The sequence below is a fragment of the Streptomyces goshikiensis genome, assembly GCF_014650555.1.
Lineage (GTDB): Bacteria > Actinomycetota > Actinomycetes > Streptomycetales > Streptomycetaceae > Streptomyces > Streptomyces goshikiensis.
In genome coordinates this window covers 1-22,518 of sequence record NZ_BMVE01000003.1, presented here as the reverse complement: position 1 = coordinate 22,518, position 22,518 = coordinate 1, and the positions used below count along the sequence as shown (strand labels likewise).

Genomic DNA, 22,518 nt, shown 5'->3' with positions numbered 1-22,518 from the left:
CGGCTGTACGGCTGATCTTCAGGGGAGCGGCAGCATGCCGCGCGGGCGACACGGGGGCAGTGGGTGCGGAACGGACACGCACAGGAGCGTCGACGGCAGGCCCTGCTGGAGTGCTGGCGCGCGATCGAGCTGTTCAGCCCGCCGACCATCCCGGCGCTACCCCGCCGGCGCCCCGCCGCCCGCTCCGGGCCGAGGGACGAGTACGTAACCGACCTGGCGCCGGAGCCGGGCCGGGTACCGCCGCTCCTGCCGTGGGCTCCCGACCATCCTCAGACGGGGGCCCGGAGGGCACCGTACGGCCGTATGTGGCGGCACGAGGTCTACTGCGGGGTCTTCGACCTGGAGTCGCTCCGCCAGGCGATGATCGCGGTACTGCCCGCGGGAACCGATCCCGACCCCGGCGTGCCGCAGAGCGAGCTGGTGCTGTCGGGCCAGAGCGCGATGTTCGCGCTGGTCCTGGACGACGAGGGCCGACCGCTCGAAGACACGTCCGTGATCTCGGCGTGCGCCTGGGCGACCGGCCGCCTCTTCGATCCGGGGCCGTCCACACCCGGGTGGCTGGACGGATTCGAGGAGCTCGACGACGCGTTCGGCGGGGCGATCGACGATCTCACCGCCACCGCGATCCCCTACGGCCCCACCCCACCGGCCGCCGGAACGGCGTACGAGCGGTCGCCCGGCTCCGAGGGTGCGGCGGGAGCGCCGGGAGCGGCGGGCGGCGGGGGCTGGCAGTCGCTGCTCGCCGAGATCCTGGGCGGCGCCGCCGTCGGCGCGGTCGGGGCCCTGTTCGGCGAGGTCGCCGGCGCCGCGTTGCAGGGCGCGGCGGAACCCCTGGTGCGCCGCGCCGCGGACTGGGTCGCGGCGCGGCGCCACGCCGAGGAGCAGGTGGAGGCCGGGCGGCCGGTCCGCGCCGGGAGCGTTCCCGAGGCGGCGGCCGTCGGTCCTGACACGTCGGCACAGTCCGGGGCCGGGGCCGGGGCCGGGGCCGGTCCCCGTGCGCTGGGGTTCGCCGATCTGGTGGCTCTGACCGCGCAGATCGCCGACCTGTGCGGGGTTCAGGAGCACCTGCGGCCGCGGGTGGTCCGGGTGCGGAGCAGGCTGGTCCACCGGCCGCGGGACCCGCAGACGAAGGTCGCCGCCGCCGCGCCGTTCCTGAACAGCCTGCTCCCCCCTGATCTGGCCCGGGTGTCCGCGGCCGTCGGGAAGGGGATCGGCCCGGCGCTGGAGGCGTACCTGACCGAGCTCGACGCCGTCGACGTGGGGGCGCGGACGGATGTGCGCCGGGAGCGCGGGGTCGTCCTGGAAGGGGTGGCCCCGGACCTGGTTCCGGCCGGCCGCTGGCCCGCACCGGCGCGGTTCCCGCTCGCGCTGAGCCAGCAGTTCGCGGTCGACCGCATGCTCGCCGGACGGGCGGGAACCGAGGGCGGGATGTTCTCCGTGAACGGCCCGCCGGGCACGGGCAAGACCACGATGCTGCGCGACCTGGTCGCCGCCCTGGTCGTCGAGCGGGCGGCGGTGCTGGCCACGCTCGACCGGCCCGCGCAGGCGTTCACCGGCCCGGTGTGGCGGGGCAGGGACCGCCAGGGCGGGCACCCCCGGTTCGTGTCGCGGCTCGACCCCCGGCTGACCGGGTTCGAGATCGTGGTCACCTCCTCCAACAACGGCGCCGTGGAGAACATCACCGCCGAGCTGCCCGGCATCGGTGCGCTCGGCGAGCACTGGCACAACGGCCCCGACCACTTCTCCGACCTCGCCTCCGCGCTCCTCGGCGGGCCGGCCTGGGGTCTGGTCGCGGCGGTGCTCGGCAACAAGGCCAACCGCAAGGAGTTCGGGGACCGGTTCTGGTGGGGCCGGCTGCCGCAGAAGGAGAGCGACGCCCGCAAGGCCGCGGAGCTGCCGCCGCTGCGCGGCATGCGGGAGGTCCTGAGCGACTGGATCCCGCCCAAGCCTCAGACCGGTGGCCGTGGTCCCGCCGCCCCGGCGGACCGGGGCGCGACCGCGGCGGCCGGGCCCGCCCGGCCCGTGCCGTCGTGGACCGAAGCCGTCGCCGCGTTCCGTACCGCCCGGGACGAGGTCGAGCGGCTGCGCGCCGGGCGCACCCGGCTGGCCGGGGCCCTGGCGGCCGTCGAGTCCCCGTCGGCCGGGCAGCGGATCGCGGACCTGGAGGCCGCCGTGTCCCGGGCCGACCGGCAGGTCACCGCCGCCGCCGCGGTCCTGGACCGGGCCGCGGCCGCCACCGCCGCCGCCCGGACGGCCACCGCGGCGGCCGAGGCCGGACACCGGGCGGCCTCCGCATACGTACCGCGGGCCCGCCAGGAGCTGGCCACCGCCCGCGCGGACCTCTCGGCCGCGCGTGAACTGGCCGCGCACCACCGCGAGTACGTCACCGCGCTCACCGCCCGCCACGACACGCCCCCGGCCGTCGAGCGGGGCCTGCGCGGCGGGCTGCGCCGGCTGCTGCAGAGCGCGGCCGACCGGCAGGCCGCCGAACGGCAGCAGGAGCACACCCAGGCCGAGCTCGCGCACCTGCTCGTCCAGCAGCGCGCCGCGCTCGAAGAGTCCCTGGAGCAGGTCGCCTCAGCCGTGCGCGCCGAATCCCTGGCCGCCGGCCGGCACGCCCGGTCCGGCGGCGCGGTCGACGAGGCGGCCGACGGCCTCACCGCCGCCCGCGCCGGCGAACGGGCCGCGAGCGCGCGGGAGTCCTCGGCAGCCGCCTCCCTGCGGCAGGCCCGGCAGAGCGCCGACTCGTCCCGCCGCGACCTGCGGGGCGCCGTCGCCGAACTCGACGGCCACCACCGCGAACTGCGGGAGGCGGCCCGGACGCTGCCGTCCCTGCCGCTCGGCTGGGCCCACCTCGGCGAAGCCGACCAGGAACTCGGCTCGCCCTGGTCCGACGAGGCGTGGTCCACCGCGCGCAGCGACCTGTTCCTGCGCGCCCTCGACCTGCACCGGGCCTTCGTCGCCGGGGCCGCGAAGAAGGTCCGCGGCAACCTCCAGGTCCTCATGGAGCTGATGGCCGGGACCAACGGGGCCGTCCCCGACGAGGAGGTCGCGCACGCCTGGCAGACCCTGTTCCTCCTGGTGCCCGTCGTCTCGACCACCTTCTCCTCCGTGGGGAGCATGTTCGCCCGCCTCGGCCGGGAGTCCATCGGCTGGGTCCTCGTCGACGAGGCCGGGCAGGCCACCCCGCAGGCCGCCGCCGGCGCGCTGTGGCGGGCCCGCAGGGCCGTTCTGGTCGGCGATCCGCTCCAGCTCGAACCCGTCGTCACCATGCCCGGGGCCCTCCAGCGCCGACTGCTGCGCGCCTACGGCGTCGACGAGCACTGGCTGCCGTCGGCCACCTCGGCCCAGGCCGTCGCCGACCGGACCAACCGCTACGGCACCTACCTGCCGGCCCCGGACACCGGCGACGAGCACGTTTGGGTGGGCTCGCCGCTGCGCGTGCACCGCCGTTGCGAGGAGCCGATGTTCACGGTCAGCAACGAGGTCGCGTACGGCGGCCTCATGGTCCACGGCACCGCACACAAGGCGTTCCCCGATGCGGAACGGGACGGCCTGCTGCCCAGCCGCTGGCTGGCCACCGACGACCCGTCCCGCCCGTCCGACGCGCCGTGGGGCGAACGCGACCGCCGGGCCTTCGAGTTCGTCCTCGACCACCTGCGCCGGCAGGGCGTCGGCGTCGAGCGCGTGCGCGTCATCGCCCCCTTCCGGGCCCTCGTCGCCGAATGCCAGAAGATCTGCCGCGGCCGTGACGGCTGGACGTCCGAACTGATCGAGGAGCGCTGCGCCACCGTCCACCGGGCCCAGGGCAAGGAAGCCGACGTCGTCGTCCTCGTGCTCGGCGGCGGTCGGCCCGGCGCCCGCGACTGGGCGGCCCGCACCCCGCACCTGCTCAACGTCGCCGCGAGCCGGGCCAAACGCCGCCTCTACGTCATCGGCGAGCGCGGCCTGTGGGCCCCGCTCCCGCACTTCGACGTCCTCGCCTCGGAACTGACGGAGTTCCACCACCGCCGCGACCGCGACACCTGGCCGCCGGACGGCGCGTGACCGCCCGACGGCCCCCACGACAGGCCCTTCCACCGCCCCCGCTCCACCCAGCAGCCGTCTCCCTCGCGTCACTGCTGAGGTGGGCGGGACATGTGACATCAGGACCTAGCAGGCGCGACCCGCCACGACGCCGGTGGGCTGTGTGACGTTGACGAACTCGGTCGAGTAGTTGCCCCAGAAGTCGGACGTGGTGATCGCGTAGACATTGGTCTGGTACTCGACGTAAACGGCCCAGGACTCACCCGGCTTGAGCGTGAGCTCGGTGTTGTAGGTCTCGGTCACGGTGGTGTTGAGCTGCGTACCTATCTGGGCGGTGAGCATCTGGAGCGCCGTCGCCGAGATGTTGGTGCTGGTCTGGGTGGCGACCGTGTAGGTCACTCCCTGGCTGTACTTGGCCTCGACGGAGCCGGACTGGTTGCGGTAGCACTTCCCGCGCTCCTCCCACACCCTGCCCCGGCTGTGCACGGTGACCAGGGGGCCGGGGCCGCTGACGCCGCCCCCGTGGGTCGTCGGGATGCCGGGGCTGGCCGGGGCGGAGGGACGGGTGGCGTGCCCGGTGACCACGACCTCGGGCAGGGTCGCGTCGATGGGCTGGCCGATCGGCCCGTCCACGATCTCCACCCCCGAGCCCCCCGGATCGGAGGGGACGTTCCCGGGGTCGCCCGGGTCGTTGCTCCAGTCGCCGCCGCCGTCGCCTCCCTCGCCACTGCCTCCTTCGCCGCCCCAGTCGCCGCCGCCCCAGTTGCCACCGCCGCCGCCTTCATCGCCGCCGCCCTCGTCGCCCGGGTCCTCGTCCTGGCAGAGGGTGGAGCCACCGCAGGCGTAGGCGCTGAAGGGGACGGCAGCGGCCGGAACGGCGGTGAAGACGACGGCGCCGAGTACGGCCGTCGCCGCAATGGATCTCAACTTCACGGGTTCTCCCAGGTCGGGGTGATGAGCTGACGGGACGGCAGTCTTCCCGGTGGCCCGGCCCCGCACAGCCGTAGAACTACGCAACCGGATACGTAGCGCAGGACGCCGTCGGTGAAGTGAGCCGTCGGCGGCGCCGGGTCGTTGTCAGTGCGGCGCGCTACAAAGTGAGGAGCGGGGGGAGAGGTTTCCGAGACTGACGTGCGGCCTCGCCTTGCATTGCCTTGGCATTGCCTTGGCATTGCCTTGGCAATGCCTGGATCGAGCAGCGGCCGCAGGGGGGAGGGGTGATGTTCGTTGTGCCGTCACCGATGGCGGACGGTCCGCCGGTGGGACGTGAGGCGCAGAGCGCGCGGCTCTCGCAGGTCCTGGACGGATTGGAGCGCGGCCGGGGGGCCGTGGTCGAGATCGCCGGTGAACCGGGTTCCGGCAAAACGCAGTTGGCCTGCTGGCTGGCGGAGCAGGCCGGGCGGCGCGGGCTTCCGGTGATCTGGGCCCGCGCGCCCCGCGCGGGCGAGGGCCCGTTCCGGGTCTTCCGCGACGCCGCGGGGCGGACCGGGCTGGCCGAGGGGTCCGACCCGGCCGACCCGGCCGCCTGGTACGAGCTGATCCGGCAGCGGGCCGCCGGTGGCGTGCTGTTGGTCGACGAGATGCACCGGGCCGATCCGTCCTCGCTGGAGCTGGCGCTCCGGCTGATCCGCTCCCTCTCGTCCTCCGCTCCTTCCCCCTCCCCCTTCGTGCTGGTTCTGGCGCACCGGCCCCGGCAAAGTCCGCCGGCCCTGTTGGAGGCGCTTGACCTGGGCGTACGGACGGCTGGGATCGTCCGGGTGGAGGCCGGCCCGCTGGACGTGGCGGCGGTGGCGGCCCTGCTCGACCGCTGGCGCCGACCGCTCGCGGTGGGGGCGTACGGGGCCGGAGCGCCGGATGCGGCCACGGCCCCCGCGTATGCACTCCCGAGCAGGACGGGGGCCTCCGCGGCGGTCCTGCACACCGCGTCGAAGGGACTTCCGGGGTACCTGCGGCTGCTGGTCGCGGCCGGCTTCGATGCCGGGCTGTGGCCGGACCGGGCGGGCGGGGACGAGGACCGTCTGCTGCGGGAGGCGGCGCCGCTGCTCGCCGAGCTCGGCGCGCTGAGCGGACCGGCGCGGGCCGCCGCGCGGGCGGCGGCCGTGCTGGGCGGGACGTTCCGGCCCGCGGACGCCGCCCGGATCGCCGGGCTCGGCGCGCGGGACGGCCTGGCGGCGTGCGCGGAGCTGGTCCGCGCGGATCTGGTGCGTCCGGCGGGCCACGGCCAGCGGCTGGCGTTCCGTCATCCGGTCGTCGGGCAGGTCGCCCACGCCGACTGCGAGCTTCCCTTCCTGCTGGACGCCCACCGGCGGGCCTTGCGGATGGCCGCCGAGCGGGGCGCCCCGGCCGTGGAGCGGGCCCGGCACGCGGAGCACTTAGTGCACACCGATGGGGCCGCCGCGGCTCGCGTCCTCGCCGAAGGGGCCGCGGAGACGGTCACCCGGGCACCCGCGATCGCGGCCCGCTGGCTGCGGCTCGCCCTGGACGCGCTGCCCGCCCGTGGCCGGGAGGTCGAGGAGCGGGCGGCCTGGGAGCTCGCGCACTGCCGGGCGCTCATCGCCTCCGGACACATCCGGGAGGCCCGCGCCCTCGCCCATGACCTGCTCGCCGAGGGCGGTTCCCGGCCTGCTGACCCCCGGCCCGCCGGGCGGGCCGACGACGGGGGCGCTCGGCTGACCCCGCGGCTGCTGCTGCGGGCGTACGCGGTCTGCGCCGACGCGGAGCGGCTGCTGTGCCGCTACGAGGAGGCGGAGGCCATCGCCCGCACCGGGATGGCGCTGCTGCCCCGGCCGCTGCCCGCCGTACTGTCCCCCGAGGCCACCGAGCTGATCTACGAGTACGGGCTGGTGCACGTCCTGCGCGGCACCCACGACCGGATCCGGCCGCTGCTGCGGGAGGCCGCCCGGGCGCGGACCGAGGCCGGGCCCTCCGCCTCGGCGGCCCTGGGCGTCCTCATCGCCTTCTGCGACGTGTTCTCCGGCGACATCGCGCGGGGAGCGCCCGAAGTGACCCGCTGCGCCGCTCTGGTGGACGCGTTGCCGGACGGGGTGGCCGGCCACACCCCGGACGTCCTCGCCCTCCTCGGCTGCGCGGAGCTGTACCTGGAGCGGTTCCCGGACGCCCGCCGCCACCTCCAGCGGGGTCTGGATGCCGCGACCGGCGGGGCGCAGAAGCACATCCGCGCCCACCAGCTGCTGGGCCTGACCATGATCGACCAGTGGGCCGGCCGGCTCGACGGGGCGGAGCGCCGGGCCGTCGAGGCGGGAGAGCTGGCCCGCGCGGTCGGCGCGCCCGACGTGGTGACGCTGGCGACGGCGATGCGCGCCATGACGCTGGTCTGGGCCCGGGGGCGGCGGTACGCGGGCGAGGCGGTCGCGCTCGCGGCGCGGGCGGTGGACGTCGTAGCTCTCGGCCGGGGCTGGTGGGCCACTTCCGCGATCAGCCTGCTGGCGCACGCACAGCTGCTCGGCGGGGACGCCACCGGCTGCCTGCGGACGCTGCGGGACGGCGGCGGCGGTGATGGCCTGCCGCAGGTGCAGCCCGCCTTCCGGCCCTCGCTCCTCGCCCTGATGGCGACCGCCGCGCTGGCCGGCGGTGACGCCGTGGGCGCCGAGCGGTTGCTCGCCGACGCGGAGGCGGACGCCGGCCGGCTCGGTCTGCCGTTGCAGTGGGCGTGCGTCCACCGGGCCGGCGCCCAGCTGCGGTCGGCGCGCGGGGAGCACGCCGGGGCGCTGGAGCTGTTCGAGCGGGCGGCGGAGGCCTTCCGTGGTGGAGGCCTGCCCGTGCAGCACGCGTGGACGCTCATCGCCTCGGCACCGGCGACCGCGCTGGTACGCGGTCCGGGCGCCGCACTGGACGTTCTGGCCCGGGCCGAGTCCATGGCCCGGGCCTGCGGGGCGGCCCTGGCCGTGGAGGAAGCCGAACGCGTCCGAGCCCGCCTCTCCGCCGACACTCGGCCGGCCCTGAGCCCCCATCCGAGCGCGGGCTCCCGGGTCGCGGACCTCTGGTCCGCGCTGAGCGAGCGCGAGCGGGAGGTCGCCGATCTGGCCGCCGCGGGACTGCGCTCCCGGCAGATCGCCGAGCGCCTCTTCCTCAGCCACCGCACGGTCGACTCCCATCTGGGCAGCGCCTACCGCAAGTTGGGCGTCTCCTCCCGCACCGCCCTGGCCCGCGTCCTAGGCCCGGCCGTCCCCGGCTAGTTCTACTCGTGGCCGGGTCCCGAAGGCGCCCGTGGCCCACCTGCCGCCATGGGCCGGGCCGGGCCCCCGGCACACAACAACATCGGACCGCTCTACCGCCCTACTCCGGCCAGTCCAGGCAGAGTTCGTGCAGCTCACCCGCCAGGTAGCGCCGCGCTTGGGTGAGCATCCGCCGGCTGTAGCGCGGATCCCCGGCCAGCGCGGAATAGCCGTTCCCCGAACGGCCGATCACCCCGGCGGTGTCCGCCAGGTAGACGTCCAGCCCCGGGTACATCAACTCGATGCACGGCAGGTCGTCCACGTCGAGCGCGAACACCGGGTACTCGCCGTACGCGTCGGGTTCGCCCGTGGCCAGCACGCGCCGGGAGTCCGATCCGCCGGGCAGCAGGGAGCACTCGTCGAAGCGCTCCGACAGCGCCCCGAACGGCGCGCCCCAGCCCTCGCCGAGCGCCACCACGGCCAGCTCGCCGAGCGGCAGGGGCGCGAACTCCCAGGACCGAACCGACTCCTCGGCCGGCCGGAACCAGCCGGAGCGGCGCAGCAGGCTGCTGTCGTACGCCAGCCAACGCCGCAGGCTGGGCGGCAGCGGCCGCCCGCTGGGGAAGACCGCCCCGTCAAGCACCTCGCCGGGCACCGGCTCCGCCTCCCCCTCGACCCACGGCCCCACGAACCGGTCGTAGTCGAGGACGAGCCGCTGCGGGTCAGCCTCCACAGCGGAGATGACGCGCTCGGTAAGCGCGATCCCATGGTCAGCGGCGGTTGACGACGTCACGGATCCTGACAGCCCTTCCAAAGCGCCGGACCAAGCACCCGGTCACCACGACCCTAAGCCCCAACACCGCCCTCCAGGCAGGATTCGGCGCATGCACCGGTATCACGGCACTGCCAACCCTGACTCCCTAGCAGGTCGGAGGCTGTCCCGTGCGGGAACCCGCCGACCACGCCAGGCACCGGTGCTGCCGTGCCAGCATGACCCCACTCCGGCATACGGGGGCACCAACGAATTCGAGGTCGGATGGCAGCCAGCAACGAGGTCGGCCGATACGTCTACTGGTCGGATCGAGCAGTCCGACAAGTTGCCGAAGAGAACGGCATCGAGCTCACCGGACGGCAAACCTGGACCCTCGGCCTCTCGTTCATCGGCCTCCAAGGAGGCATCGGGCCCCGACAGCGTGTGACGCGGAACCGCCTGGAAGAGGCGCGCCGGATTGAGAGTCACCTCGGTACCGCGGCGACGGAAAGCCTGGACCAGGAACCCGCGGCCTCCTACGTCAAGGGTGTCGGCAAAGTCGAGTTCGCCGAGTTCGCCGCATGGCACACCCGGGAAGCCGTAGTCATGCACACTCGGCTGCGAAATGTGCACGGCCAGCGCGTCGACATCTGCCTCTTCGGAAGCAAGGACAACCTACGCGGCTTCGGGCCGAGCGACGGCTTCGCCGACGGCTGGACCTCCTCAGCGGCGCCGGCGGTCGAAGAGCTGCTGCGCACCAGGGGAAGGCAGAACACCTCCCAATGGGACGACCCGCAGTCCCGATCCGTAGAGGCATTGAAGATCGCTTTGGACCAGGGATTCTCTGGCACCACCGGCCACACGGACCACCCTGAGACCCGCGGCTTCACCATCGGCCACGCGGGACACTGTGAGTTCGTCGCCGAGATCTACACCGACGTCGTACTCGATCCCACGCGGTGGAACCTCGAAGGCGATTCGGCCGGCGCCGAACGCATCATGGTCGGAAGACCGATGTGGATCCGAACGATGACCCCCAACGCAGTCGTCCGCTACGCCGAGCTGCGCAACGGACCGGGATGGGCCCGTCAACGCTGGCTGCGGCCGTTGCGCTCCCTGAGGAGGCGGCCGCAGACCGAGATCGCTGCGGCGGGGCAGCGCAGCATGGTCGCCGCCACGCGGGGGCGACTCGCGACCCCACCCGGGTGTGGGTGACTTTCAGCCAATCGCCAGACCAAAACCGGAAGACTGGGTGCGAGCACCGCACCCAGCGGGCTTCTGAACAAACCAGCAGTTCAGCGCACCCGGCCGCGGGGCTTCAGGGGGGCCGGCGGGAGTTGGGGACGGGGATCGGGGGCCGTCGTAGCCCTTTGCCTAGCCGAAGCGGGTGCCCTGCATCCAGTCCTGGCGGGCTTGGACGATCTCTTCATTGCTGCGCCCGATCCGGTTGCAGAACGTAACACGAGAAATCCGTTTTCGTGCAGGTCAGGAACGTATTGGACCCTCCGGCGTCAACAAAAGGTTGGCGCCCGAGGAGCCCCGCACCGAATGGCGACGAAGTCACTCGCCCATGGCATGGGCACCTTCTTCAGGACTGCGAGCACCTGCACATCGAAAGGACCACGGCAAGGCCGTCGGCCCTCTCCGACAAGTCGCCCCCAGCCACGCTTCACACCTTTGCTGCCTCGCCCGTGACCGCCCCAGACCAGGCTAGGAAACGGAGTGATGGCCGGGATGGGGATTCGAAGATCTTCCCCTCGATCGGGCCGGCTCGGTTGCAGCTTGAGAATCACGGCTCCCGGCCGCTGCCATCCCCTCGGGCAGCGTCCGATGAGGCACCACCCCGCCGTTCCCCGTGCCCTCAGCTTGACGCCGGGCAACAGGCCACTGGCCCCGACGTCTCACCCGCCCACCGTGCACGAGCTCGTCAGCACCCGTCGCCAAGGTTGATCCCCGCCGCGGCGGCCGAGTAGACGACGTACAGCTGGATCAGTTCCATCGGGATCGCCAGAACGTTGAACCAGACAGTGGTACCGGCGACGAGACCCGGCCAGTTCTCCCCGAGCCGCCGGCCGTACCGTCCGCGCAGCCGCCGTGCGAGCAGCACGCACACGGCCACCGCCGCCAGGCCGAGGCCCACACCGGCCCACCCCGCGACGTACTCCGCCATCGGGAAGGGCAGGCGCCGGCAGGCTTCGCGCTGCCGGTCGGCCCACCCGTGCTCGATCTCCTGCGTGTGCAGGGAGGTGGCCACACCGGCCACGGTCAGCAGCGGCACCAGCAGCGCCGCCGTCACGGTGCCCGGCGTGACGGCACGCGGGCGCACCGTGCCGTCGCTCGCGGCGGGTGAGGGCGAGGTGGTGGCCATCAGTACCAATCCGGTTCCGGGCGGACGATGCGGATGCGCTGCTCGCCCCCGTTCCTGTTCGCGATGTGTTCCCGGCTGTCCAGACTTACGTTCTGGAACGAGCTCGTGTGCTGGGTCAGCTTGATGTCTCCGTCCGGGGTGACCGTGGTTACGACGGCGGCGTGGTGGGTCTCGCCGGGGGCGGTTTCCGTGCCGGGAGCCACCTGCTCGTAGAAGACGATGTCACCGGGCTGTGCCTCGGTCCTCGGCACCTCCTTGCTGCCGCGGCGCAGCAGGAAGTTCTGCAGTCCCTCGGCCCGTGCCCATGACTCGGAGTGGTACGCGTGCTGGTCGAGCCAGTCCCAACCGGTCCCGCTCTGGCGGCCCCAGGCGTCGTCGCCCATCAGCCCCGTCCACGGGTCGATCTTCTTCCTCATGCCACCCGCTTCCTCCCGCCTCTGCCGCCCTGGCCGTCGCCAGGGCGGCGGTCCTGTGTCCGGTGGCGCTCACACCATCTTGAGGCCGCCGTCGACGGTGAGGACCGTGCCCGTCGTGTGCGTGTTGCGAGGGCTCGCCAGGTAGGCCACTGCCTCCGCCACCGCCTCAGGCTCGGCGAAGGACCCGATCACCTGCCGGGCCAGGAGTTCCGGCTGCGCCCCGTCGCGGAGAGCCTCGGTCAGATCGGTCTTGACGATGCCGGGAGCGACCGCGTTGACGAGGATTCCACGGGATCCGAGTTCCACCGCCATCGCCTTGGTGAACGCCTCCAGGCCGCCCTTGGACGCGACGTAGTTGGACTGGCCTTTTCCGGGCTTGCTCGCGGCCGCGGAGGTGATGTTGACGATGCGTCCGGAACGCTGACGCAGCATGGTGAGTGCGACGGCCTGGGTGAGGAACATCGGGCCGACGAGGTTGGTGGCGATGACCTGGTGGATGTCGTCCGCCTCCATGGTCAACAGGAGCTTGTCCCGCGCCATGCCCGCGTTGTTCACCAGAATGTCGATCCGGTCGAACTTCTGGTGCACCGCGGCCACCAGCTGCCGTGCGGTCTCGGGGCGGGAGATGTCACCCGGGAACAGTTCGACCTTGCGGCCCAGTGCGGCGATGCGCTCGGCGGCTTCCTCAGCCTGTGACTTCGAGCTGTGGTAGTTGAGCGCGATGTCGCATCCGGCTTCCGCCAGCCGGACGACCGTCGCACGGCCGATGCCCTTGGCGGCCCCCGTCACGAGCGCGACCTGACCTTCGAATTCCATGTGCTGCTCTGCTCCATCCGTTGGTTACGGGAGACGACCGGACGGCGGTCCGACGACCGCCGGCGACGGTGGTGCCCCGGCACACGGTCCCGCACCGTGCACCGGCCGGGTGGTCAGCGGGACTGCCGGTGGCTCCGGGTGAGCCGCTCCAACACCGGTACGGTCTCCGCGGGGGTGGGGTTGGACCGCATCTCGGCCCGCAGCCGGTCCGCGGTCTGCTGGAGGGAAGGCTCGGTGAGCACTCGCCGAACCGCCGCGCGCAGTGTGGCCGCGTCCAGGTCCTCGGGCCGGATGAAGATGCCGGCGCCCAGCTCGTCGAGTTGCCGGGCCCTGACCGGCACGTCCCAGTGCGCGCCGATGACGATCTGTGGAACGCCGTGCAGGAGGGCTGTCGCCGAGGTGCCGGCGCCACCGTGGTAGATGATCGCGGCGCAACTCGGCAGCAGCACGTCCATCGAGATGAAGTCGACGATCCGGACGTTGTCGGGGACTTCCGTCAGGTTCTCCCGCTGGGTGCTGTCCAGCGTGGCGACGATCTCGATGTCGAGGTCGCCCAGCGCCGTGAGCAGGTCCTGGAAGCGGACGATGTCCTTGCCGTGGGTCTCGCGCCCCGACACTCCCTGGGTGAGGCAGACGCGCGGTCGCTTCGGCTGCTCGGACAGCCAGTCGGGTACGACGGCAGGGCCGTTGTAGGGAACGAAGCGCATGGGCAGGATCGGCTCGCGAAGGTCGAGCCGCACACTCTTGGGGCCTGGGTCGATGACCCACTGGCCGTTCAGCAGCTCCTCCAGCCCGTCTCCGGCCGCCGGGAGGCCCAGCCTCTCCAGGGTCCAGCCGAGCCACTCGGCCATCGGGTCCTCCCGGTGCTCGGGAGCCTGCTCTGCCTTGGCCTCCAGGAACCGTTCCCGGGCCTGACCGATGACATCGGGGCCCCACAGGATGCGGGCGTGCGCCGCGCCCACGGCATGGGCGGCGACCGCTCCCGCGTAGGTGAAGGTTTCCCAGATCACCAGGTCCGGCTGCCAGGAGCGGGCCAGCGCGACGATGTCGTCCATCGTGGACTCGCCGTTGAGCGGCGCGAAGCACATTGAGGTCAGAACGGTCTGCTGGCCGAGCAGATGCTCCCAGGACCGTGCCTCGGGCCGCTCCTCGGCGAAGTCCAGTCCCTCCTGGTACGGAGTGATGTCTCCGCCGATCTCGGCGAACAGCTCCATCATGTCCTTGTCGTCACCGACCGGTGCGGCGGTGAGGCCGGACCCGGTGATGATGTCGGTGATGCGGGGCTGGCTGGCCACTCGCACCTCGTGGCCCGCGGCTTTCAGGGCCCAGGCCAGCGGCACCAGGTGGTAGTAGTGCGTGTTGTGGGCGATCGACGTCATCAGGACGCGCATCGGCTCGTCTCCCCGTTCGGCAGTCGGTGTTCGTCGCGGGTGCTCATGCCGCACCCGGGTGGGTCAGTGCCCCGGATCCCGTCCGGGCGACGGGGAGGCGGGCGTGGCCGAGCGTGACGGGCGCCCGCCTGAGACGCACCGCTGTCCCGCTCGGCCGCAGGTCCGGCGCCTCCTGCGCGAGCACCCGCAGCGCACCGCGGGAGAGGGCGCGGACCGTCCGGGCGGCAGAGGTGGAGTGCGCCTCGCCGAGGAGCCCCAGAGCGACGCTGGTGCCGTTCTCCGTCGGCCCTGGGGTGACCGCCGGGTCGCGCTGGGCGGCGGCGACGAGGATCGCCACATGCCCGTCTGCGGGGATCGGTACTCCGGCCAGTTCGACGTCCTGCTGCGCGATCCTGCTTTCCACCCGCACCGGCGGCCGCCGCCACCAGGTCTCGGAGATGACGGCGTCGGCCTCGTCCGGGTTCCGGCAGAGGGCGTCCCATTGCCCGGGAGAGCTGCCCAGCACCTCGAACGTGTTGCAGATGAGCGCACCGGCGGGTGCGGCCACCTCGACTGCCAGAGCGAGAGCCGCCTGAGCGGACCGTGGTCCGCCGTCGCCGAGGTGGCGCGCGAGCAGGTCCCGAAGCTCGGCCGCTGCCCCCAGGCCGGTCCGTGTGATGTCGAGAGTCTGCGGGCACAGCCGGCTGTCGAGGCTGCGGGCACAGCCGGCCAGCAGTTCCTCGAACCGGCCGCGCCGGGCCGCGGGCAGCCCCAGGAATTCCGCCAGGACCTGCGCCGGCAGGCGTCGCGTGAAATCGGCGACGAGATCGAAGCCGGCGCCGAGCCCGCCCAGGAGGGTGCGTGACACCTGCTCGGCGATGGCCTCAACGGCCACCTCGTCCTGCGCCGACACAGCCGACACCGCCGGATCGGCGCCGGCCGACACGCCGCCGTGCTCCCGTGCCCGGGCCGGACCGGTCTCGGGGCCTGCCGGCGGGAGAAGTTCCGCGCGGTGCCGTCCTCCCGCGCGGGTCAGCGCTCCGAAGCGGGCGTCGGTCAGGACGGACCGGGCGAGGGCGCCGTCCGCGATCACCCAGGTGTCCAGCACCTCGCTGCGGAACACCGGTCCGCGTGCGCGGACCTCCTCCTCGTAGGGGGTGGTGTCGTCCCGCTGGGCGCGCAGGATCAGCGCGTACGGGTCTCCATGCGTTCCTGCGAACCAGTAGCCCACGTAGGTGCGTTGAAGCCTGCGGCCGAGTGCGGACGGGATGGTCCACTGCGCTGTCACGGGAGTCCTCCAAGGTGTCGCGGTGTACGGAAACGGGGGAAGCAGCCGTCCGGCGCCCGGCGCAGCCCTCCCCGGGGCGGTTCACAGGGTGTCGAGCCAGCTGCGGACGGTCGCCGCGAGGTGGCGGGCGTGCTCGGTCATCAGCGTCAGGTGGGTGCCCGGCACGTCGACGGCGGTGTGGTCGCCGCCGTCCCAGCGTGCCCGCCAGCTCTCCGGTTCCCCGGACCACTGCCCTACCGGCTCCGTCGCGCGCAGGAACAGGACCGGCGCCTTCGTGGGCCTCGGCACCCACTCCAGGAGCATCCGGTTGTAGGCGCCCATCGCCGTCAGCCGGGAGTCGTCGATCGACACCACGGAACGCTGCATGACCCAGTCGAGCATCTCGTTGCGCCACACCCCCATCGCCCCCGGCGAGCTGGGGAGATAGACGTCCGCCAGGATCAGCGCCGTGGGACCCGCGCCGCGCTCCTCCAGTCGGCAGGTCAGCGCGTGTGCCAGCGCCCCGCCCGCCGAGTGGCCGAGGAGGGCGTACGGCCTGTCACCGGTGTGCCGCAGCACCGCGTCCGCCTGGGCGTCGAGCAGCCCGTCCAAGGAGCCGGGCAGCAACTCGTCCGCGCGGAAGCCGGGCTGGCGCAGCGCCGACACGGTCAGCCGGTTGTCCAGGGCCGCGGCCAGTGCGGTGAACTCCTCCGGACCCGACGCCACCGCCGTGCCCGCGCAGCAGATCAGCTCCGGTCCCGCACCGTCCGCGGTGGCCAGGGGTACCGGAGCCGGCTGCCATGCGGCGGCCGCCTGCCCGAGGGTTTCTCCTTCCGCGAGGACCTGATCGGCGGCGAAGGCGGGCCGGAAGGCGGCGAGTTCGGCGAGTGTGCCGATGAACGGCTCGGCCCGGCCGAGCCGCACGGCCCGCCGGTACATCGCCACCAGGCTGCTCTCACCGGCCGTGTCCGAGCCTTTGGCAGGTGTGCCGTCGCTGTCGGCGGCCGTCAGGGCGGCTGCCAGGTGCCCGGCCAGTTCCCTGGGGGTGGGGTGTTCGAAGACGAGGGAGGAGGGCACCTCCAGCCCGGTGGCACCGGTCAGGGCGACGCTCAGTTCGATGGCGGCGAGCGAGTCGAAACCGATGTCGCCGAAGGGGGTGTCGGCCGGTACGTCTTCCAGTTCGGCGTGACCGAGTGCGGCCGCCGCTTGTGTCCGCACCAGCATGAGCAGGTCCTGCGCACTCAGCGCGGGCCGGGCCGCCGAACCGGTGGTCTCCTCCGCGTCGGCCGGTCCGGCCGTCCCGCCCACCGCGGGCGCGCCGGGCCCGGCGTCCCTCGCGGGCACGGGGGCCGCCGCCTCCAGCCAGAACCGCTGGCGCTGGAAGGCATAGGTGGGCAGTGTGGTGTGGCGGGCACCGGTGCCGGCGTAGAACCGGGACCAGTCCACCTGCACGCCGCGCGCGTGGGCCGTGGCGAGCGCCATCAGGAGGGTACTGCCCTCCGGCCGCTCCCGACGCATCACGGGCACCAACGCGGCCCGCGCCCGGCCGGGCACCTCGGCGGACGTGTCCCCGGCCGGCTCCTCCTCCAGGGTCTCCAGGGCCAGGCCGCAGAGCACGGCGTCCGGCCCCAGCTCCACGAAGGTGCTGACGCCGCGCGCGCGAGCGGCGCGCACCCCGTCGTGGAACCGGACGGTCTCCCTCGCCTGCCGGACCCAGTAGTCGGCGGCGGTGAGTTCCCCGGCCTCGGCCGCGCGGCCGGTCAGGCCGCTGATCACGTCGAACGTCGGCTCGTGGTACTCCACGGCGTCCGCGACCCGGCGGAACGGTTCCAGCATGGAGTCCAGCCGAGGGGAGTGGAAGGCGTGGCTCACGTTCAGGCGCTTGGTCCGCACGCCGTACTCGGTCAGCTCCTCGGCAAGCGCCGAGACGGCGTCCTCGTCCCCGGAGACGACGATGGAGCGGGGCCCGTTGACGGCCGCCACCGCGATGCGGTCCTCCTGTCCGGCGATCAGGTCCCGCACCTCGTGCTCGGCGGCACGGACCGAGAGCATCGCGCCGCCGGCCGGCAGTTCCTGCATGAGCCGGCCGCGGGCGGCGACCAGTGCGCAGGCGTCCGCCAGCCCGAACACCCCGGCCACGTGGGCCGCGGCCAGCTCGCCCACGGAGTGCCCCAGAAGCACGTCGGGGCGCAGCCCCCAGCCTTCGAGGAGCCGGAACAACGCGACCTCTACGGCGAACAGGGCGGCCTGGGCGTAGTGCGTGCCGTCGAGCAGCGCGGCCTCCGGCGAACCGGCCTCCGCGAACATCACCGTCGACAACGGCCGGTCCAGATGGGCGTCCAGATGCTCCGCGATCGTGTCCAGCTCCCGTGCGAACGCCGGGTACTGCGCGTACAGCTGCTGCGCCATGCCGGGTCGCTGACTGCCCTGCCCGCTGAACAGGAAGGCGGTACGCCCTTCGCCCTGCACGGTGTCCCGCACCGCCCCGCCCGGGTCGCGGTCTTCCGCCATCGCCTTCAGCGCCCCGAGCGTTTCGGCACGGGATCCGCCCTCGGCGGAGGCATTCGCGAGCAGCACGGTCCGGTGCTCGAAGTGGGTACGGGTCATGGCGAGCGAGAACCCGACGTCCAGCGGGTCGAGGCCCGGGTGCTGTTCCAGGTGTGCTGCCAGGCGCGCGGCCTGCTCGCGCAGCGCTGGCCCCGTACGGCCGGACAGCGTCCACGGGACCAGGCCCGGCCGCCCCGCCACGGCCGGCCGCTCCTCTTCGAGCTGTGCGGGCGGCGCCTCTTCGAGGATGACGTGACCGTTGGTGCCGCTCACGCCGAAGGCCGAGACTCCTGCCCGCCGGGGGGCGCCGGTCCGCGGCCACGGCACCGTCTCGGTCAGCAGCCGCACCTGCCCGTCGCCCCAGTCGACGTGCCGCGTCGGGCTCTTCACATGCAGCGTGCGGGGAAGCACACCGTGCCGCAGCGCCATCACCGTCTTGATGACGCCGCCCACTCCGGCTGCCGCCTGCGCGTGACCGAAATTCGACTTCAACGACCCCACCCACAAGGGGCGTTCGGGGCTCCTCTCCTCACCGTACGCGTGCAGCAGGGCCTGTGCCTCGATGGGGTCGCCCAGCCGGGTACCGGTGCCGTGCGCCTCCACCGCATCGATCTGGCCGGCCTTCAGCCGGGCGTCGGCCAGCGCGCGGCGGATGACCCGCTGCTGGGAGGGCCCATTGGGCACGGACAGACCGCTGCTGGCACCGTCCTGATTCACCGCCGTACCCCGCACGACGGCGAGGACCCGATGCCCCTTGCGTACCGCGTCCGACAGCCTCTCCACCACCAGGACACCCACGCCCTCGGCCCAGCCCGTACCGTCCGCCGCGTCGTCGAACGCCTTGCAGCGCCCGTCCGGGGCGAGCCCCCGCTGCCGGGCGAACTCCACGTAGGCGGCCGGGTTGGCGAGCACGGCGACTCCGCCCGCCAGGGCGAACTCGCACTCCTCGCGGCGCAGCGCCTGCACCGCCAGGTGCAGTGCCACCAGCGAGGAGGAGCAGGCCGTCTCGACGGTCATGGACGGGCCTTCCAGGCCCAGGAAGTAGCTGATCCGGCCCGACAGGACCGCGTCGGCATTGCCGGTGAGCAGGTAACCGTCGGCCCCCTCCGGCAGACGTCCCGACGCGGCCGCGTCGCCCGGCACGTAGCCCTGGTTCGCCGCGCCGACGAACACACCGCCCTGGCTGCCGCGCAGCGCGCGCGGGTCCAGCCGGGCCTGCTCCAGGGCTTCCCAGGACGCCTCCAGGAGCTGGCGCTGCTGCGGGTCCATCACGGTGGCCTCGCGCGGTCCTATCCCGAAGAACGCCGCGTCGAAGTCTCCCGCGTCGTACAGGAATCCGCCCTCGCGGCAGTAGGTCGTGCCCGGGACTGACGGGTCCAGGTCGTAGATCCGCTCCACGTCCCAGCCCCGGTCCTCGGGGAAGGGACCCACCGCGTCGGTCCCCGACACGACGAGTTCCCAGAGGTCCTCGGGCGAACGGACCCCTCCGGGATAGCGGCAGGCCATGCCGACGATCGCGATGGGCTCGTGACGGGCCGCGAGGAGTTCGCGGTTGCGCTTGCGCAGCCGTTCGGCGTCCTTGACGGAGGTGCGCAGTGCCTCTAGCACCTTCTCTTGGGACAGAGCCATGAGTGGTCTCCTTGCTGAGCTCCGGGCCGTGGCCCGGTCAGGTCTGTGTGGTTCGTGCGGCCGAAGGCGGCGACGGAACGGCGGGCCCCGGCGGCGCCCGCAGCGGTCAGGAGTCGGACTGGTTGAGGACGAGGTCGACCAGTGCTTCGGCGTCCAGACCGTCGACTTCCGCCAGGGCGGACTCCTCGTCCGGCGTGGCCGCGCCGCGATGCGGCTCGCCGCCCGACAGGTCGGCCCGGCCGCCGGACTCCGCTTCCAGTCCGGCGAGTTCGAGCAGACCGTCGAGGAGGCCCGCGGCCCGCAGCCGGGCCAGCGGCACGTTCTGCAGTGCCTGCCGGATCTCCGCCTCCCGCGTGGCCTCGTCGCTCGGCACCGCCAGCAGGACGTCGAGGCGGGCTGCCGCGGCACGGGCGTTGGGGTGGTCGAACGCGAAGGTGGCGGGGATCTTGGTGCCCACGGTCGCACCGAGCTTGTTCGCCAGTTCCACGGCGGTGACCGAGCTGAACCCCAGCGTTCGGAACCCGGCGTCGGGCTCGATGTGCTGCGGCCCCGGGTGACCGAGGACGGCGGCGGCGTGGCGGCGTACGAGATCGAGCAGGATCTCCCGCCGGTCGTCGCCCGTGGCCCGGGCGAGCCGTGCCAGCACTCCATGGTCGGCTGCGCCGCCGGGCCGTGCGCCGCCCGAGAGGCCCTCCGACGGTCCGCCCGCCGGTCCGTCCGGCGCGGTACGCACCCCGGGCAGGTCCGCGATCAGCGGGCTGGGCCGGAAAGCGGTGAACGACTGGGCGAACCGGGACCAGTCGACGTCGACCACGCTCACACAGGTGTCTCCCCGGTCCAGTGCCTCGCCCAGGGCGGCGACGGCCGACTCGGGCTCCATCGCCCGCAGACCGAGGGCGGTGAGGAATTCCTCGCCCTGCTCGCCGGCCATGCCTCCGCCGTCCCACAGCCCCCAGGAGACCGATGTGGCGGTCAGTCCCTCCGCCCGGCGCTGTTCGGCCAGCGCGTCCAGTGCGGCGTTGGCGGCTCCGTATGCGCTCTGCCCGCCACTCCCCCACACGCCCGCTCCCGACGCGTACAGCACGAACGCGTCCAGCTCCTTCTCCCTGGTGAGGTCGTGCAGATGCCGCGCCCCGACGACCTTGCCCGAGACTACGGCGGCGAGCCCTGCCACATCCGTCTCGGCGAGCGGCGCCGAGTGCGGGACACCGGCAGCGTGGAACACCGCCGACAGCGGCTGCCCGGCCGGCAGGGCATCCAGCAAGTCCCGCAACGCGTTCCGATCTGCCACGTCGCAGGCCGCGACGGTCACCTCCGCGCCCAGCTCCTTGATCTCCGCTGACAGTTCCGCGGCTCCTGGCGCGCCCTCGCCCCGCCGCCCGGCCAGAATGATGTGCTCGGCGCCGTTGCGGGCCAGCCACCGTGCCAGATGGCCTCCGAGGGATCCGGTTCCGCCGGTCACCAGAACCGTGCCGCGCGGCTGGTAGCCGCCCATCGCGGCCCGGCGGGCGGATGCGGAAGGGCTGGAGGCGGGCAGCAGCCTGCGGCCGTACGCGCCCGACGCGCGCAGCGCCACCTGGTCCTCGGCACTGGTCTCCGACAGCACACGGACGAGCTGCCGCCCTTGCCGTCCGGTATCCCGCGCCGCCCGGGGAAGGTCCACCATCCCGCCCCACCGGGTGGGGAGTTCGAGCGCCGCACAGCGGCCCAGGCCCCAGACCTGGGCGCCCGCTGACGACGGGCGCTCGGCGGGGGACACCGCGACCGCCCCACGGGTCACGACCCACAGCTTCGGCTCCACCCCCCGGGCCACGTCCGCGTCCAGATCCGCGCACGCCTGCGCGAGCAGCATCGTGCCTGCCGTGGCACGGTCGACGCCCGGATGATCCGGGTGCTGCCGCTCATCGGTGCCCAGGAGGGAGAGGATTCCCACGAGGGGTTCCTGCTCTTCGGCCGCGGTGGTGGTGAGCCGCGCCGCCAGGTCGGTGCGGTCCGTCGCCGTCACGTCGACCGTGAGGCGGGAGACCGTGGCGCCGTGGGTGGTGAGGGCGTGCTCGACGTCGTGGGCGACACGTGTGCCGTCCGCGTCCAGGTCCTCGGGCACGACGAGCAGCCACCGGCCGTCAAGACGCACCGGCTCCGGCAACGACAGGCCCTTCCACGCCACGCGGTAACGCCAGCTCTCGATTCCTGACGCTGCGGCGGACTCGGTCACCGTCGTGGAGGGGCTTGACTCGAGCCAGTAACGCTGGTGCTGGAAGGGGTAGGTGGGCAGGTCGACGAGACGCGCGCCGCTGTCGTCGAAGAGGGCGGGCCAGGTGACGTCGACGCCCTGGACGAACGCCTCCGCCACCGAGGTCAGGAAACGACGCAGACCCCCCTCCTCGCGACGCAGGGAACCGACCGCACATACCTTCCGGCCCATGGATTCCGCTGTCTCCTGGACCGCAGCTGTCAGCACCGGGTGCGCGCTGGCCTCCACGAACACCGGGAAACCGTCAGCGAGGAGACGCTCGACCGTTTCCTGGAACCGCACTGGCCGACGCAGATTCCCGAACCAGTACCCCGCATCCAACGACGCCGTGTCCACGAGGCCAGCCTCTACCGTCGAGTAGAACGGGATCTCGCCGTTCACCGGACGGACGTCGGCCAGGATCTCCTCCAGCTCGGCTGCCAGTGTCTCCACATGCGCCGAGTGCGAGGCATAGTCCACCGGCAGACGCCGCGCCCGCACACCCTCCGCCTCACATGTGGTCACGAACTCCGCCACCGCGTCCGTGTCACCGGCGACCACAGTGGCCGACGGCCCGTTGACCACCGCCACACCCAAACGCCCAGCCCACCGCGCCAGGCGCTCCTCCACCACCGCCACTGGCAACGCCACCGACGCCATCCCGCCATGGCCCGCCAGCTCACGCCCGATCAACCGTGCACGCAGCACAACGACACGGGCCCCGTCCTCCAACGACAGGCCACCCGCCACCACCGCGGCAGCGATCTCCCCCTGCGAATGCCCGACCACCGCATCCGGCACCACACCCAACGACCGCCACAACTCCGCCAGCGACACCATCACCGCAAACGAGGCCGGCTGCAGCACCTCCACCCGCTCCAACGCAGCCTCATCACCCAGCACATCTGCCAGCCGCCAGT

General features: G+C 73.3%; 12 protein-coding genes. 3 read left to right on the top strand and 9 right to left on the bottom strand.

The window, feature by feature from the left end; translation table 11 throughout:
• The first annotated feature begins 63 nt into the window (after window positions 1–63).
• The gene (locus IE248_RS10185; RefSeq protein ID WP_190030536.1) at window positions 64–4,047 is read left to right on the top strand and encodes a DEAD/DEAH box helicase; all 3,984 of its coding nucleotides are present in this window, start codon (window positions 64–66) and stop codon (window positions 4,045–4,047) included.
• Between the two features lie 105 nt (window positions 4,048–4,152).
• Here IE248_RS10185 and IE248_RS10180 read toward each other — a convergent pair whose 3' ends face one another.
• Window positions 4,153–4,959, bottom strand: coding sequence for a DUF6426 family protein (locus IE248_RS10180; RefSeq protein ID WP_100581019.1), 807 nt, complete (start codon window positions 4,957–4,959; stop codon window positions 4,153–4,155).
• Window positions 4,960–5,285: 326 nt separating this feature from the next.
• Between IE248_RS10180 and IE248_RS10175 the strand changes: the two genes are divergently transcribed.
• The gene (locus IE248_RS10175) at window positions 5,286–8,222 is read left to right on the top strand and encodes a helix-turn-helix transcriptional regulator (protein WP_190030535.1); all 2,937 of its coding nucleotides are present in this window, start codon (window positions 5,286–5,288) and stop codon (window positions 8,220–8,222) included.
• 100 nt (window positions 8,223–8,322) lie between these two features.
• Here the strand turns inward: IE248_RS10175 and IE248_RS10170 are convergent, their stop codons facing one another.
• Window positions 8,323–8,934, bottom strand: a complete 612-nt coding sequence (locus IE248_RS10170) for a hypothetical protein (protein WP_190030534.1) — start codon at window positions 8,932–8,934, stop codon at window positions 8,323–8,325.
• A gap of 303 nt (window positions 8,935–9,237) precedes the next feature.
• Here IE248_RS10170 and IE248_RS10165 point away from each other — a divergent pair, with 303 nt between their 5' ends.
• On the top strand, window positions 9,238–10,167 hold the full coding sequence (locus IE248_RS10165; RefSeq protein WP_190030533.1) for a hypothetical protein: 930 nt from the start codon (window positions 9,238–9,240) through the stop codon (window positions 10,165–10,167).
• A 712-nt stretch (window positions 10,168–10,879) separates the two neighbouring features.
• On the opposite strand, the gene IE248_RS10160 is transcribed toward IE248_RS10165, so the two are convergent.
• From IE248_RS10160 to IE248_RS10130, 7 genes are all read right to left on the bottom strand, one after another.
• Window positions 10,880–11,320, bottom strand: coding sequence for a hypothetical protein (locus IE248_RS10160; protein ID WP_190030532.1), 441 nt, complete (start codon window positions 11,318–11,320; stop codon window positions 10,880–10,882).
• On the bottom strand, window positions 11,320–11,736 hold the full coding sequence (locus IE248_RS10155; RefSeq protein ID WP_190030531.1) for an amidase domain-containing protein: 417 nt from the start codon (window positions 11,734–11,736) through the stop codon (window positions 11,320–11,322). The genes IE248_RS10160 and IE248_RS10155 overlap by 1 nt, the downstream gene beginning before the upstream one ends.
• Window positions 11,737–11,805: 69 nt before the next feature.
• Window positions 11,806–12,552: a 3-oxoacyl-ACP reductase family protein gene (locus tag IE248_RS10150; protein ID WP_190030530.1), complete on the bottom strand. Its 747-nt coding sequence runs from the start codon at window positions 12,550–12,552 to the stop codon at window positions 11,806–11,808.
• 113 nt (window positions 12,553–12,665) lie between these two features.
• The gene (locus IE248_RS10145) at window positions 12,666–13,943 is read right to left on the bottom strand and encodes an activator-dependent family glycosyltransferase (RefSeq protein WP_190030529.1); all 1,278 of its coding nucleotides are present in this window, start codon (window positions 13,941–13,943) and stop codon (window positions 12,666–12,668) included.
• Window positions 13,944–13,986: 43 nt separating this feature from the next.
• Complete coding sequence (locus IE248_RS10140) at window positions 13,987–15,210, bottom strand: cytochrome P450 family protein (RefSeq protein ID WP_190030528.1); 1,224 nt, start codon at window positions 15,208–15,210, stop codon at window positions 13,987–13,989.
• An 81-nt stretch (window positions 15,211–15,291) separates the two neighbouring features.
• The gene (locus IE248_RS10135) at window positions 15,292–19,365 is read right to left on the bottom strand and encodes a type I polyketide synthase (RefSeq protein WP_190030527.1); all 4,074 of its coding nucleotides are present in this window, start codon (window positions 19,363–19,365) and stop codon (window positions 15,292–15,294) included.
• A gap of 106 nt (window positions 19,366–19,471) precedes the next feature.
• On the bottom strand, window positions 19,472–22,465 hold the full coding sequence (locus IE248_RS10130) for a type I polyketide synthase (RefSeq protein WP_229895287.1): 2,994 nt from the start codon (window positions 22,463–22,465) through the stop codon (window positions 19,472–19,474).
• Window positions 22,466–22,518 lie beyond the last annotated feature (53 nt).